The following is a 13854-nucleotide window of genomic DNA, read 5'->3' as shown; positions in this document are numbered from 1 at the left end:
CCACTAACATTGCAACAGGTTGCTAAGAGTCCCCCTGGTCATCCGTTAAGTGATTTAAATAACCGTCCACAGCATTTCTGCATTGGGTTATTTCGTCCAGTTTTTGATTTAATTTTTCCAGCTCTGCGTGCAGCGTTTTTTTTACCTCTGGGCAGCCGACAAAGTGTTCCTGTTCGCCGTCAGTGCGTAGGCAAGGTAGGAGTACTTTGATACTGCTGATTTTTATTCCGGCTTGGCTTAGCGTGCGGATATGTTTTGCTTGGTTGAGCTGGTTGGCGGTGTAATTTCGATAGCCGCCGTTATCACGGGCCGGTGTTAACAGACCTTCGTCTTCGTAATAGCGCAACATGCGTTGGCTGATACCGGTGCGGTTTGCTATTTCACTGATTCGCATAATTTCGTCGCCTAGGGTGTTGACCCTAACAGCGCTGTTAGGGTTTAGCCTGTGCGCTGAATGGGTGTTTCACATGGGGATAAAATATGAGTACTTTCAATGCGGTTGGTTTCCTACGAGGCTTGGCTTGGGTGTTGCCGTTTGTATCTGCGGTTGCGCTAGGCTCACCTTTAGTGGCGCCGGAAAAACCCCAGGTTTACATCGTGCCTGGATATATGGCCACGCCGGAGGATCACTGGTTCCGCTGGTTGCAGTCTGAGCTTGAATCTAAGGCTGAGGTAACTGTGGTAACTTTGCCGAATCCGCAAGCGCCTTCGGCCCAAGCATGGCAACAGCAACTGCAGCACAGTATCGGTGAGGTTAACTCTCATACGGTAATTGTTGCACATAGCCTTGGCAGTATCGCCACATTGCGGTTTCTGCAATCGTTACCCGATGATTGGGCGTTGGCGGGCTTGGTGTTAGTAGCCGGGTTTGATCAACCGCTGGCCAAGCTACCGCAGTTGGATGCATTTACCGCCCCCCCGATTGATACAGCCGGTCTCGCACGGCGCATCGCTCACCGAAGCGTGTATGCCTCTCCGGCCGATACCATAGTGCCCTTTGCGCACAGCCAGCGATTGGCGATTGGATTAAATGCAGAGCTGGTAGAGGTGCCCAAAGCGGGCCATTTTTTGGCAGAAGACGGCTTCCGAACTTTTCCTCAATTGTATCGAGAGGTTACCGGTTTATTGCTGGAGATAGAAAAGAGAGAAAGTGAAATGCGGTAAATGGAGTAAAAGGGCAGCCCGCTCCAAAGCGGAGCAGGCTGCGTTTTGGCAGTGGCTTAGAAGCTGATTTGCATGCTCAGCCAAAAGTTACGGCTGGCTGCCATGATGTTGTAATCGTCTGTAGTGATGACTTCATTGTCGCAGCCTCGGTCACTACAGTAGGCATAGCTACCGTCGCCGTCGAGATCAACATACTCTGTTTTGTACGTAGTGAAATCTTCATCCAGCAGATTGTTCACTCGGCCCAGCAGGGTGATGTTGTCGTTCAATGCAAAACGTGCACCTAAATTCCACAAGCTATAGCTCTCGTAGTATTGGGCTTTATCGAGCACTGAATCCCAGCCGCGGTAGCGGTCCGAGCGTACTTCACTTTCCAGTGTGAAGGTTAAATTATTCAGGGCGTGCCAATCGAGGCTGGCATTGAACATATTTTTAGCGGTATTGGTTAGCGGCTGGCCTTCCTCTGCGCCGCTTTTCTGTTCGCTGTCGGTCCAGGTGAAGTTAGCATTTAACGTAAACTGGCTGCCCAACATATAGCGGCCGGCAACTTCCACACCGTTTATATCCACTTCATCGATATTGATTTTCTGCGAGTAAGTGGAATATCCAAGCTCATTGTACACACCTAGGTTGACACAAGGGCGCACGCCGCCGGTTGCAGTACAGCTAGAGATGGTATCTCCACGCGCGATTTTGTCTTCAAAGGTGGTATCAAAGTAGGTGATGTTAAAGTTATGGCCCTCTGGGCTATTCCAATACAGCGCGATTTCACTGTTAACACTGGTTTCTGGTTGTAGATCCGGGTTGCCGGCAAAAGGCGAAGTACCTTGGCCACCAAAGCCGGTGATGCCATCGTAAAGGTCTGTGGTTTGCGGTGTTTTGTAGCCGGTGCTAACACCACCTTTTACGGTCCAGGCGTCGCTTAGGCGGTACACACCGTAAAGCCTAGGCGATACTTGGCTGCCAAACACTTTGTGTTCGTCGTAGCGCACGCCCATGGTAACGGTGAGTGGATCGGTGATGGTCCAGCTGTCTTCCACAAATAAGGAGTACATTTCCTGGTCTTGTACGGCACCGGGGTTGTTGCTCTCCATGCCAAATACGCCGTCTTCCAGTTCGCCATCAATCATTTGTCCGCCTACCACTAGCATGTGGCGGCCAGCGGCGTTGAAGGGGATATCTACCTGGGCATCCAGGGTGTATTGGCTGCTTTCCAGGGGGCGGTCCGGGCGCGGTAGGAAGGTGCTTTCGGCCAAGGCCTTGCGCTCTTCTTCCGACATGCCAGCGTAAATGCCCGTGCCACTGTACATTTCTTGCAAAAGTTGGCGCTCAGTTACGGTAAGTGGCTGGGTGCGGCCTTCGTTGCTGGTATCTACGTAGGCCAAAGAAATTTGGCTATTGGCTGGGCCCCAGTCGGCGCTGTGCGTTAACGACCAAGATTGGCGGGTAAACTCCTGGTCGGCGGCGTAACCGGCGCGCGGGCTAACAGCGCCGCCGCTGGCGCGCCAGATGGACTCGATATTGTCCTTGGTGCCCAGTGGGTAGCTTAGTTCCCCGGTCTCGGCATTGACGATGGGGGTGTTGTCGTAAACTTGCTGGGAGTCATCAAAATCAAACCGCAGGGTATGATTTTCGTTGGGGGTGTAGGTGAGGCTCAGGCCGTAAGCTGTGGACTCAGTGTCTACGGTGCGACCGCCGCTACCAAATCCAACAGCATCTAGGTAGTGTACTACGCCATTTGGATCTGTCGCTGGAGCTAATTCTGGTGTGGAGGGGTCGCTTTCGTAGTAGCTGCCGCGCAGGCCAATGGCCAGGGTGTTGGCGATCAGTGGCCCGGCAAGGGTGAATTCGCCTTGTCGGTCGTCACCAAACTGTGTGTTTTCTTGCACAGTACCGCTGACGGTGGCGTTTCCGTACCACTGGTCAGTGATTTTTTTGGTAATGATGTTGATAACACCGCCCAGGGCATCGGAGCCGTACAGGGTAGAGGCCGGGCCGCGGATTACTTCTACGCGCTCAATGGCTTCGGCCGGAGGCATGTGGCCAAAGGCATTGCCGCCGAAGTTGTTGGGGTAAATATCGCCGTGGTTGTTCTGCCGCTTACCATCAATTAAGTACAAGGTGTATTCACCGGTGAGGCCGCGCATGCTAACGGAACCCTGACCGGTTTTATCGCGGCTGGTACCCACGTCGATACCTTCTTGGTACTTCAGCATATCCAGCAGGTTAACGTGGGGGCGAGATAGCAATTCATCGCGGGAAATAACCGAAACGCTGGCGGGCGCATCGGGGATTTTCTGTTCGAAGCCAGAGGCGGTCACCGTGATTTCATCCGTGATTCTGCTTTCGGTGTCGTCGTTGGCGAATGTGGCCTGGCTGCACAGCAGCGCAGCGGCGGTTGGGGCGACCCAAGCGTGTGATATCGTCTTTTTCATGTATTCCCAGACTCGTTATAAATAATAGTGGTGTTACTAATGATAATTAATATCATTATTACTTTTTCCATTTTTTGTGATAGTTAAAAGTTATCAGTGGCGTGGGGTCAGATGAAGAGCAGCGGAATGGCGAGCTAGCCGTGTGAAAAATGGGCGCGTGAAGAATTTGGAGCGAGCTGTACCTGCCAGGTAGTTGGCTGGGAGCCCCTGCAGGCAATGGATTTAAGCCGCCCTAGCGGCGAACATCATTGAAGGCGCTTTAGGTGAAAGCGCTGAGAGCCCCTACAGAATTTCGTTAGCCTGGGAGTGGTGCTTTGTGGTTGGCTGCCGGCTTTGCAATAAATGCCAGCAGCTGGACAGTAGGTTGGTGGTCGCGAACGCCAATAAGCTGCACACACCTGCCTGGAGTGGCTAGTTGCACTGGTCGTCTAGCAGGGCTTGGGCCTCCAGCCGACGGGTGATGATTTCATCTTCGGTTAAAAACCGTAGCTCGCCATCTTCTTTGATGCGTATGCGGGCAAAGCTATTTAGGGCCTTAAGGTTGTTGCGTGCTTTGTCACAGCGCTCTTCGGATGCCGGTTTGGGAGCGCTGGCCGTTGCTTCGGTGCTGGTTGGCTCGGGCTGTTGGCTAGGTTGCGTGATGCCGTCTTTGGTGCTGGCGTCCGCTTGGGCCTCATTGGCTTCACCTGAGTTGCCCGGCGCGTGGTAGCTATTCACCTTTTCAAACTCGGCCGTTTCCGCCGGAGGGCGCTGGGAGTAGTGCGTGGTGCCGTCGGCATCGACCCACTTATACAAGGTGGCGGATTGGCTGGCCAGCGTGGTGCTGACGAGTATTAACCCGGCAGCGACGGATAATGTGCGTTGGCTGAGCATGTAACGAGCCCTTGTCTCCACATGGAATGAAAAATCAGTGGCATCGCCCGGCCCTGCCCGAGTATCTGACGAGGTAGGTAAGAATAAATAGTGGCCACTCATACATATTAGTGCATTCCAGCCGTGGCGCATTAATCGGTGCTCGGAATTGTGCGGTGTTTGACTTTTCTGGCTTCGGCCTTGACTTTGTTGGTCAATAAACGACAATTGCCGGTTCCCAAGATGGCGAGTAGATTCGGTCCAGCCACCCACGGTTGAATCTACCCCAGGTGGGTCAAAACCCTGCCTTACCATCCTCCGACGGAGTTTGCGACAGTAAGCTCGTCCTTCCGCGACCGTTTGGACAAAAACCAGTGATCGCGGGGAGTTCTTCATAGCTTGGCGTTCCGTTAACTGGCTGAACCCTAAGGGGCCCTGGCCGAATGGCGCGTGCCAAGCGAAAACTAATGCAACAGCCCGAATGATGAAGGGGTATTAAACAGTGGAAAAGCTATCCGGTGGAGATCTACTGGTACGTGCACTGCGTGACCAAGGCGTCGAACACATCTTTGGCTATCCTGGTGGCGCAGCCTTACATATATACGATGCGATCTTTCGCCAACAAGACGTAAAACACATTCTCGTGCGCCATGAGCAGGCTGCCGCCCACGCTGCTGATGGCTACACCCGGGCCACCGGTAAGGTCGGCACCGTGCTGGTCACCTCCGGCCCCGGTGCGACCAATACTATTACCGGTATCGCCACCGCCCAGATGGATTCCATCCCGATGGTGGTGCTTTCAGCTCAGGTTATCTCTAGTAAAATCGGTGAAGATGCCTTCCAGGAAACCGATATGATTGGTGTTTCCCGGCCCATCGTAAAGCACAGTTTTGTGGTCAGCGACCCGGCCGAGATCCCAACGATTATTCGCAAGGCCTATTATCTGGCGGCTACCGGCCGACCCGGCCCGGTGGTGGTGGATATTCCCAAAGATATGACCGACCCAGCAGGAAAGTTTGAGTACATCTTCCCAGAGTCGGTGAAGATTCGCTCATACAACCCCGCTGAGCGCGGTCACACCGGCCAAATTAAAAAGGCAGTGCAACTGCTGTTGGCAGCCAAGCGCCCGGTAATCTACTCCGGCGGTGGCGTGGTGCAGGGCAATGCCAGCGAACTGCTGACCACCCTGGCGCAAAAACTGAATTATCCGGTGACTAACACGCTAATGGGATTGGGAGCCTACCCGGGCACAGATCGTCAGTTTTTGGGCATGTTGGGCATGCACGGCACCTTCGAGGCCAACACCGCCATGCACCACGCCGATGTGATTTTGGCCATTGGTGCGCGCTTTGATGACCGTGTGACAAACACGCCGAGCAAATTCTGCCCGCACGCCAAGATCATTCATGTGGATATCGACCCGGCGTCGATCTCCAAAACCATCGCCGTGGATGTCCCCATCGTGGGTGCGGTAGACAGCGTTTTGGCTGAGATGTTAACCCTGCTTTCGGGTGCCGACACCAGCGCCAATGCCGCCGCCATCGCTGACTGGTGGGCGCAAATCGATGTCTGGCGTGAGCGCCACGGTTTGTACACCGCCAACCGCTTTGACACCTCGGGCGATATGCTCAAGCCACAAGAAGTGGTGCAGATGCTACACAAGGTCACCAAGGGTGATGCCTATGTCTGCTCTGATGTTGGCCAGCACCAAATGTTTGCCGCGCAGTATTATCTGTTCGATAAGCCACGCCGCTGGATCAACTCCGGTGGCCTGGGCACCATGGGCTTTGGTTTGCCGTCCGCCATGGGTGTGCAAATGGCCGATCGTGACGCTTGCGTTGTGTGTATCACCGGCGAGGGCAGTATCCAAATGTGTATTCAAGAGCTGTCTACGCTCACTCAATACCATTTGCCAGTGAAAGTTATCTGCCTAAACAACCAAGCACTGGGCATGGTTAAGCAGTGGCAGGATATGCAATACGGTGGTCGCCACTCCGAGAGCCTGTACGAAGAGTCACTGCCAGATTTCGTTAAATTGATGGAGTCCTACGGCCATGTCGGCATGCGCGTCACTCAACGTGACGAGCTTGAGGCCAAAATGGAAGAGTGTTTTGCCATGAAAGATCGCGTTGTGTTTATGGACATCTACGTCGACCCAACCGAGCACGTCTATCCCATGCTGGTAGCCCCCAATGGCTCCATGCGAGACATGCTGTTGAGTAAAACGGAGCGAACCTAATCATGCGTAGAATTATTTCGATCTTAATGGAAAACGCCCCGGGTGCGTTGTCTCGGGTGGTGGGTTTGTTCTCGCAGCGTGGCTATAACATTGAAACCCTCACCGTTGCGCCCACGGAAGACCCAACGTTATCCCGGCTGACGCTCACCACCGACGGTGACGAGCACAAGTTGGAGCAAATCACCAAAAACCTCAATAAGCTGATTGATGTGGTTAAACTGGTGGATCTCAGTGAAGGTGCCCACATTGAGCGCGAGCTGATGCTGATTAAAGTAAAAGCGACCGGTTCGCAGCGCGACGAAATTAAACGTTGTGCGGATATTTTTCGCGGTCAAATCGTCGATGTAACCCCCACCGTGTACGTGATTCAGGTGGCGGGCACCAGCGATAAACTCAACGCCTTTGTAGAGTCCCTCGGTGAGGGCGCCGTTTTGGAAGTGGTGCGCACCGGTGTTTCGGGTATTTCGCGCGGTGAAAAAGTACTCAGCTACTAATAATTAGTGTGCTGCAGTACTGAATTAACGGGGGCTTCGGCCCCCGTTTTCGTTCTATTAGAGCTGCGAATCACGCCGCCCGTCGGCAATCAGGTTTGTCTTTTTTTACATAACTTAGCAGAATTTACGCGCCAGAAAACGTCTATATAACGGTGGCGCTAGGGCTGGATGCCATTAGTGTCGAATATTAGCAAAATCGGTTACCATGGCGCCGGCCAGTGGCGTCAAAATTGCCCTAGATCCTAAGCGCGCTTTATCAACTATTATTGTTGTTATCGTTCGTGCGGCATTGCGTGGGCTAACGCAACGCATCGATAACCCCAGGGCCGAATACCCGGGTGTTCGTCGGTATTGGGGGGAGCACTCTAATAAGGAAGGGCGGGCGCACCGGTTCGCTAAATCCAAGCACGAATTTCATCAAACGACGAGAATTATCCTTAAGCCGGGATAAGCAGGGAACGAAATAGCACTCGATGTTAACAAGGTTGCCAAGCTCGCTAGAATCCTGTGAGGTTGAACAGTTGGCTGTTCTTACCAGCTTAAAGCATCACGCAAAACATCGTGCGGATGATGCGGCCATCGCCTGCTCGGGCGAGTACCTTACTTTCGCCCAAACGTTGCAGCGGGCGGCCCAGATACGCCGGGGGTTAGAAGCCCGTGGCGTGGTGCCTGGTGCCACCGTTGCGGTCTCCATTCCCCGTACCATTGATCTATTGCCTCTCTTGCTGGCGGTGTGGTCTCTGCGGGCAGCCTATGTGCCGGTGGATCCGAGCTATCCGGTGGAGCGTCAGCAATACATCCTCGATGACGCCGGTGTGCGTCTGTTGGTGGTGCAGGGCGAGGCCAATGATGCGCTGAGTTTTGGTGGCGATGTGGTCGCTATCGAAACCCTCACCGCTGCCGAGTCTCCCAGCGGCTCAGAAACCCACTGCAATGCCCATGTTGCCGCCTTCGCCGAAGTCAGCCAGCGTGACGACATCGCCTACATCATTTATACCTCGGGCTCCACGGGTAATCCTAAAGGCGTTGCCGTAAGCCAGGGCAACGTAGAAAACTTTTTGCTGTCCATGCAGCAAAAGCCAGGCCTGACACCGCAGGATCGTCTCCTAGCGGTAACGACCATTTCCTTTGATATTCACGTTTTGGAGTTGTTCCTGCCCATTGTTGCCGGAGCCTGTGTGGTGGTGGCCAGCCGCGATGAAGCCCGCTCCGCGCCGGCATTGCGATCGCTGATCAAACGCCATGTGTGCACCGTGTTGCAGGCAACGCCCTCCACCTGGCGCATGCTGTTGGATAACCATTGGCAGCCGCCGGTGCCGCTGAGGGCATTGATTGGCGGAGAGGCTCTGCCTGCCGACCTGTTACCCATCCTGCACGGCGCCACTTGCGAACTGTGGAATATGTACGGCCCCACGGAAACCACTGTCTGGTCTACCTGCCAGCTGTTAACGCCGGGTGAGGACGATATTCTTATTGGCTGTGCCATTGCCAACACCAGCCTGCATGTGGTGGATGAGCAGCTGCAGCCGGTGGCCGATGGCACGCCGGGTGAGTTATTAATTGGTGGCGATGGCGTCACCCTAGGCTACTATCACAAGCCGGAACTCACGGCGGAAAAATTTATCACCGCGCCTGCGCTTGAGCCGGGGGTGGTGTACCGTACTGGGGATTTGGTGTGTCGCCAAGCCAACGGTGCGCTGAAATACATCAATCGCATCGACGGCCAAATTAAGCTTCGCGGTTACCGCATTGAGCCCGGTGATATCGAAGCTCGCATGCAACAGCTCGATGCCATCGATCAGGCCGTGGTTGTGCGGGTTGATCTGGCCGCTGGCAACGAGTGCCTGGTGTGTTGTTACCTCGGCCGCCAAACCGATAGCTTGGCTCTAAAGAACTACGCCAACGCCAATTTACCCGGCTTTATGGTGCCCCAGCATTTTTTGCAATTTGATGAGTTTCCGAAAACTGACAATTTAAAAATTAACCGCCGGGCCCTTGCCGAAGACTCCCGTGAACGGGTGCTAAACAGCGCAAAAACCGTGGCCAGCGACGCCCGAGATAATCTGGACCGCTGCATTATTCGTGTGTGGGAAAACATACTCAATGTGCCGGGTGTGGGCATCGACGATGATTTCTTTAATCTGGGTGGCCATTCCCTGCTGGCGTTACAAGCGGTAGAGGTGATGAGCAAGGCCACGGGCATCGACTTTGCCTCGGATGTGATTTTTACCTCGCCCACCATTCGTCAAATTCTGGATAACCCCAACCACGGTTTCGGCCAAGAGGTTACCGTTACCAAGCTCAATGATGCCGACGCGGGTACGCCTATATACTGCCTGTGTGGCATGCGCATTTATAATGAGCTGGCACAGCAGTTCGCGGCCAGTAATCCGGTGTATTGCGTGTTTGGCAAACAAGAAATTGCCATGCTCAACCAGCCGCTGAGTAGCGACGCAGCCGGGTTTGATTCGCAAAAGTTTCTGCAAGCTTACATGGACGCGATTTTGCGCCAGCATCAAGGCGGTCCCATCATTCTGGCGGGCTTCTCCTTTGGCGGTGTGCTGGCGGTGGAAGTGGCGCAACAGCTAGAGTGCTTGGGCATTGCGGTGCAATCGGTGGTAATGATCGACTCCTACATGCCCAGTGCGTTTCAGCGGCGCATGTCAGCACTGGTAGAAGATGTCGGCCAATTGGTACGACGCCAGGGGTTGTTGAAAACGGTGCAAATCGGTCTGGCCCGGACTTGGTTTAGAAGTCAGCGGCCCAATCGTGTGGGTGGCGCTCACAGCAGCCAAAAAGAACGCGAAGAGGTCTTTGATTTCGCCGCAGAGAAATTTGAAAAATCCATTCACAAATACAGTGGCCGAGTATTTTTGGTGCGCGCTACGCAAATGGATTTGGGCTTGGGTATGCGCGGTCGGCAGGATTACGGCTGGCGTAAATACCTCAATGGCGACCTGCACATCAAAGATTACGATACCGACCACACCGGCGTTATGACCGGCAGCGGCCTTACGCGCATGTGCCAAGATATTTTGGCATACCTCAAAAACCCAATCTGAAACGAATCTATGTCTCAATCCAAAATACAGCTCACTTTACACAGGGGAGTCGAGGGCTTTGCTGATATTCAGGCAGATTGGAGCCAGGCCGCCCAGGGGCAGGCCAGCCATTTTTTGCATTTCCCCGCCTGGTACGGCGCGCATTTGGCCACCGTGGCTGAACCTCAGAACCTGTTATTTGCCGTGGCGCGCCAGGATCAGCAATTACGGGCTGTGATTCCGCTGCAGCAAGCCAAGTTAAAGCTTGGGCCGCTATCGGTACCTGGGGTGAGTTTGGCCTATGCCAATGAGATGGGGTTGTGCGATGGCCTCATCCCCGAGGATATCGATTTACCGGTGGCACAATTGCTGGCTGAATTAAAACGAGCCGGGCTTAAATTTCGATTATTTAAATTGGATTGCATCAGCCAGTCTAGCCACGCTGCACGGTGGATAGCCGGCAGCCAGCTACCCAACAAAAACAGCCACGTGACCAAATTTTTGGATCTGTCCGCAGGCCGGGAGCAGTTCTATGCCGGCTACAGTTCCAAATTTAATCGAAACATGCGGCGCAAATTAAAAAAGGCCCAGGAGCAGGGTGAGATCGTCATAGAGCGTTATCGCAACGCCGAGGCCGCGGCAGCCTTTGATACCTTTTTGCAATTGGAAGACTCGGGTTGGAAAGGCCGCGAGGGCACCAGCATCGCCCAGCAGCCCAATAAGCTTAAGTACTATCAGGCATTGATACAGGGCTTCAGTGCCGATGGCGTGCTTTCTGTGAATGTGCTCACCTTGGCTGGCAAACCCATCGCCGCCCAGGTGGGGGTGCAAATCAACAGCACGCTGAATTTATTAAAAATTGCCTACGATGAAAGCCACTCTGACATCAGCCCTGGGTATTTACTCATCGATGGCTTGATTGCCGAGCCAGACTCCGAGCACTACTTGAGTAAAGTCAGTTTTGTTACCGGCGTGGATTGGATTGACCGATGGAAGCCCCAGTGCGAAGCCGTTAAAGTCGCCTACGCCTCCAATAACTGGCTGGTGGATAGTGCTTTAAAGCGCTATCTCAGCCGTCAGTCTGCGCCACAGCCGTCGTCACATAATAATACGCAGCAGACCATTGCCGCTCCCGCCTAAGCTTTTGCAATTTTTATTGCTAGGCCTTTTGGGTGTTGGCCCTAGGCATTGCACTGCCGGGCTGATGCTGTGCGCACAACAACGGATTTTGTTATGAACCATTCTACCCACCAAGCGTTGGCCCTTCCGTCTCGATTGGTGCGCCTAGCCAAAATTAGCTCGGTGGATTTCGCCCAGCAGGCCTTTGAGCTTTATTGCCGTGGCGAGCCTTTTGTTATTGATAACCCGGGTGGCCCCAGCGAGGATTTAACCTGCGAGCTTGCAGACCAAACGCCCCAGCCCGGTGGTGGGTGGGTGAGTTTGCCCGCGGTGCAGCGCCAGGGTGATGACATTGCCCAAATTATTTTTTCCTCCGGTACCGAGGGCCGCCCCAAAGCAATTTTGGTGAGCTACCGAGCTCTGGCCAAAGTGGTGGAGCGGCTCAATAAGGCCATGTCGGTGGACAGTAGCATTCGCGAGTATGTTGGCGTACCCGTGACCTATTCCTTTGGTTTGGGGCGCTTGCGGGCGGTGGCTGCGGCTGGCGGTAAAGCCTATTTGCCTGCCGGGGCCTTCGATATTTCTGAATTGCTGGGCTTGCTGGAGCAGGGCGCCATTAATGCCATTTCTGCCGTGCCTACCCTGTGGCGGATTGTGCTGGAAAACGCCGCCAAGTTTGCCGCCCACGGCGATAAAATTCGCTGGATAGAAATCGGCAGCCAATACATGAGCGGCGAGGAAAAAGCCCAGTTAAAAGCACTCTTCCCCAAGGCCATCATTGTTCAGCACTACGGTCTGACCGAAGCCTCGCGCTCTACCTTGCTAACTATTTCTGCTGCGCCGGCCGAGGCCTTAGAGAGTGTGGGTGATCTGAACGCCGATGTGGAAATTGCCCTGGCCGAGGATGGCCGAATAAAAATCCGTGGCGAGCATTTGGCCAGCGGCAAGTGGGTGGGTGAAACCCTGCAGCCGTTGGTGGATGACGACGGATGGTTAGTTACCTCGGATTTGGGCGAGATTAAACAGGGCTGGTTGTACTATCGCGGCCGTGCCGACGACATCATTAATTGCGCTGGGGTAAAAATAAACCCAGATGAACTGCAACAGCGCCTTGCCGCCGCCATGCCCGAGGCAAAAGAATTTGCCGTTTGTGCGGTGCCAGATGCTCTGCGTGGCCAGGGTGTGTTTGTGGCTACCACCTGTGCCGAGGATGTGGCTCAGTTACGCCGCTTGGCCCAGCAAAGCTTGCAGGCGTTTGGCTTGCAAGCCGGCGACGCCGTGCATGTTGCTGAGGTGGCGGCCATACCTAAAACCGCCACGGGCAAGGTGCGCCGCAAGGCGCTGGCCGATTTGCATCAGCCGGCTCGGGCCATTGAGTCGCAATCTGATAACCCTGTGGTAGCGCTATTTCAGGAATACTTTGGCGCCCTGGTGGAGCCTGCGGATACGTTTAAAACCCTGGGGGGGGATTCCCTGCGTTATGTGCAAGTCAGCACCAAGCTCGAGGATATCATTGGCCATCCACCCAAGGATTGGGAAGGATTGCCCTTGGCCCAGTTGGCCGCGCTGAAAAAGCCAACCGCGCCCAAAATCGCGCGGGTGGAAATCACGGTGTTTTTGCGGGCCCTGGCGATCTTGGCGGTGGTGGTGATCCACGCTGGTGTGGAATCGCTTTACGGAGCCACGGTGTTACTGTTTATGTTGGTGGGTTACAACTTTGCTCGCTTCCAAACCGATGCGCTGATCAGTGGCCCGCGCTGGAAGAAAATTGGCCAGTTTATCGGCGTTACTCTTATTCCTTATTACGCGTTTGCGGCGTTGTTTATTGCCACGGAAAAACACATCGATATCCCGCTGTTATTGCTCTACGAAAATTATCTGGGCAATGATTTAACGCTGGTGTTCCCGTTTTGGTTTGTGCAGCAACTGACGCAAAGCTTGCTGCTGCTGGGTTTGGTGTTTTCGCTGCCGGTATCGCGCCGTTGGCTGGCGGAGAGCATGCAAAAATGCTCGCTGGTGGCCTGTGCTTTGGTGGTGGCAGCAACGCTATTGTTTCAGTGGTTGGTGCAACCCCAGGGCGCGCTCAAGGGCTGGCCCATTGCCTCCCACTTGGCGTTATTTGTGGTGGGGTGGACCTTCTACCACGCGCAGACGCTGGCGTGGCGATTGATGGTGGCGGTGATGGGCATCAGTGTGGCCCTGGTGGCGTTTGGCTGGCACAGTAAAACCGCTTGGCTAACGCTGGGTTGTGTGGGGCTGACGTTTTTCAGTACGGTGTATGCCACCCGCTGGATACGTAAAATTATCGACACAATTGCGGCCAGTACACTCTTTTTATTTGTCACAAATGGTATTGTTATTTACGTATTGATGAACATTGTCGGGCCCAATCCCTGGTTGTTAGCTGCCGCTGCCCTTGCGGTGGGTATTGGCAGTTGGTACGCCTATGAACACAGCGGACTGAAAAGTAAATTTATTATCTAGGTGCCCTGTAGCGAGGTTGGTGATAG

The 13854-nt window shown here is 54.2% G+C and carries 9 protein-coding genes; 6 read left to right on the top strand and 3 right to left on the bottom strand.

The window, feature by feature from the left end:
- Nucleotides 1-22 precede the first annotated feature (22 nt).
- On the bottom strand, nucleotides 23-394 hold the full coding sequence (locus ACGHM3_RS20925) for a MerR family transcriptional regulator (RefSeq protein ID WP_345426900.1): 372 nt from the start codon (nucleotides 392-394) through the stop codon (nucleotides 23-25).
- Nucleotides 395-480: 86 nt separating this feature from the next.
- Between ACGHM3_RS20925 and ACGHM3_RS20920 the strand changes: the two genes are divergently transcribed.
- Nucleotides 481-1164, top strand: coding sequence for an alpha/beta hydrolase (locus tag ACGHM3_RS20920; RefSeq protein ID WP_345426902.1), 684 nt, complete (start codon nucleotides 481-483; stop codon nucleotides 1162-1164).
- 56 nt (nucleotides 1165-1220) lie between these two features.
- On the opposite strand, the gene ACGHM3_RS20915 is transcribed toward ACGHM3_RS20920, so the two are convergent.
- A complete protein-coding gene (locus ACGHM3_RS20915) occupies nucleotides 1221-3599 on the bottom strand; it encodes a TonB-dependent receptor domain-containing protein (protein WP_345426904.1) in 2379 nt (792 codons plus the stop codon).
- A 411-nt stretch (nucleotides 3600-4010) separates the two neighbouring features.
- Complete coding sequence (locus ACGHM3_RS20910) at nucleotides 4011-4574, bottom strand: DUF4124 domain-containing protein (protein ID WP_390517550.1); 564 nt, start codon at nucleotides 4572-4574, stop codon at nucleotides 4011-4013.
- Between the two features lie 379 nt (nucleotides 4575-4953).
- Here ACGHM3_RS20910 and ACGHM3_RS20905 point away from each other — a divergent pair, with 379 nt between their 5' ends.
- From ACGHM3_RS20905 to ACGHM3_RS20885, 5 genes are all read left to right on the top strand, one after another.
- Nucleotides 4954-6690 (top strand): acetolactate synthase 3 large subunit, encoded by a 1737-nt coding sequence (locus tag ACGHM3_RS20905; RefSeq protein WP_345426908.1) that lies wholly within the window; start codon nucleotides 4954-4956, stop codon nucleotides 6688-6690.
- Nucleotides 6691-6692: 2 nt separating this feature from the next.
- Nucleotides 6693-7184 carry an acetolactate synthase small subunit gene (gene ilvN / locus ACGHM3_RS20900; protein WP_345426910.1) on the top strand — a complete coding sequence of 164 codons (492 nt, stop codon included), beginning with the start codon at nucleotides 6693-6695 and terminating at the stop codon, nucleotides 7182-7184.
- Between the two features lie 473 nt (nucleotides 7185-7657).
- The gene (locus tag ACGHM3_RS20895) at nucleotides 7658-10246 is read left to right on the top strand and encodes an amino acid adenylation domain-containing protein (protein ID WP_345426912.1); all 2589 of its coding nucleotides are present in this window, start codon (nucleotides 7658-7660) and stop codon (nucleotides 10244-10246) included.
- Between the two features lie 9 nt (nucleotides 10247-10255).
- A complete protein-coding gene (locus tag ACGHM3_RS20890) occupies nucleotides 10256-11365 on the top strand; it encodes a GNAT family N-acetyltransferase (RefSeq protein ID WP_345426915.1) in 1110 nt (369 codons plus the stop codon).
- Nucleotides 11366-11458: 93 nt separating this feature from the next.
- Nucleotides 11459-13828, top strand: coding sequence for an AMP-binding protein (locus ACGHM3_RS20885; RefSeq protein WP_345426917.1), 2370 nt, complete (start codon nucleotides 11459-11461; stop codon nucleotides 13826-13828).
- Nucleotides 13829-13854 lie beyond the last annotated feature (26 nt).

This window comes from Halioxenophilus aromaticivorans, from assembly GCF_042850945.1.
Taxonomy (GTDB): domain Bacteria; phylum Pseudomonadota; class Gammaproteobacteria; order Pseudomonadales; family Cellvibrionaceae; genus Halioxenophilus; species Halioxenophilus aromaticivorans.
This window is presented reverse-complemented; position numbering and strand designations above follow the sequence as displayed.

Bases quoted from the DNA above. Each gene is read 5' to 3' on its own strand.
- ACGHM3_RS20925 (WP_345426900.1), bottom strand. From the start codon at position 394: ATGCGAATCAGTGAAATAGCAAACCGCACCGGTATCAGCCAACGCATG.
- ACGHM3_RS20920 (WP_345426902.1), top strand. From the start codon at position 481: ATGAGTACTTTCAATGCGGTTGGTTTCCTACGAGGCTTGGCTTGGGTG.
- ACGHM3_RS20915 (WP_345426904.1), bottom strand. From the start codon at position 3,599: ATGAAAAAGACGATATCACACGCTTGGGTCGCCCCAACCGCCGCTGCG.
- ACGHM3_RS20910 (WP_390517550.1), bottom strand. From the start codon at position 4,574: ATGAGTGGCCACTATTTATTCTTACCTACCTCGTCAGATACTCGGGCA.
- ilvN (WP_345426910.1), top strand. From the start codon at position 6,693: ATGCGTAGAATTATTTCGATCTTAATGGAAAACGCCCCGGGTGCGTTG.
- ACGHM3_RS20895 (WP_345426912.1), top strand. From the start codon at position 7,658: ATGTTAACAAGGTTGCCAAGCTCGCTAGAATCCTGTGAGGTTGAACAG.
- ACGHM3_RS20890 (WP_345426915.1), top strand. From the start codon at position 10,256: ATGTCTCAATCCAAAATACAGCTCACTTTACACAGGGGAGTCGAGGGC.
- ACGHM3_RS20885 (WP_345426917.1), top strand. From the start codon at position 11,459: ATGAACCATTCTACCCACCAAGCGTTGGCCCTTCCGTCTCGATTGGTG.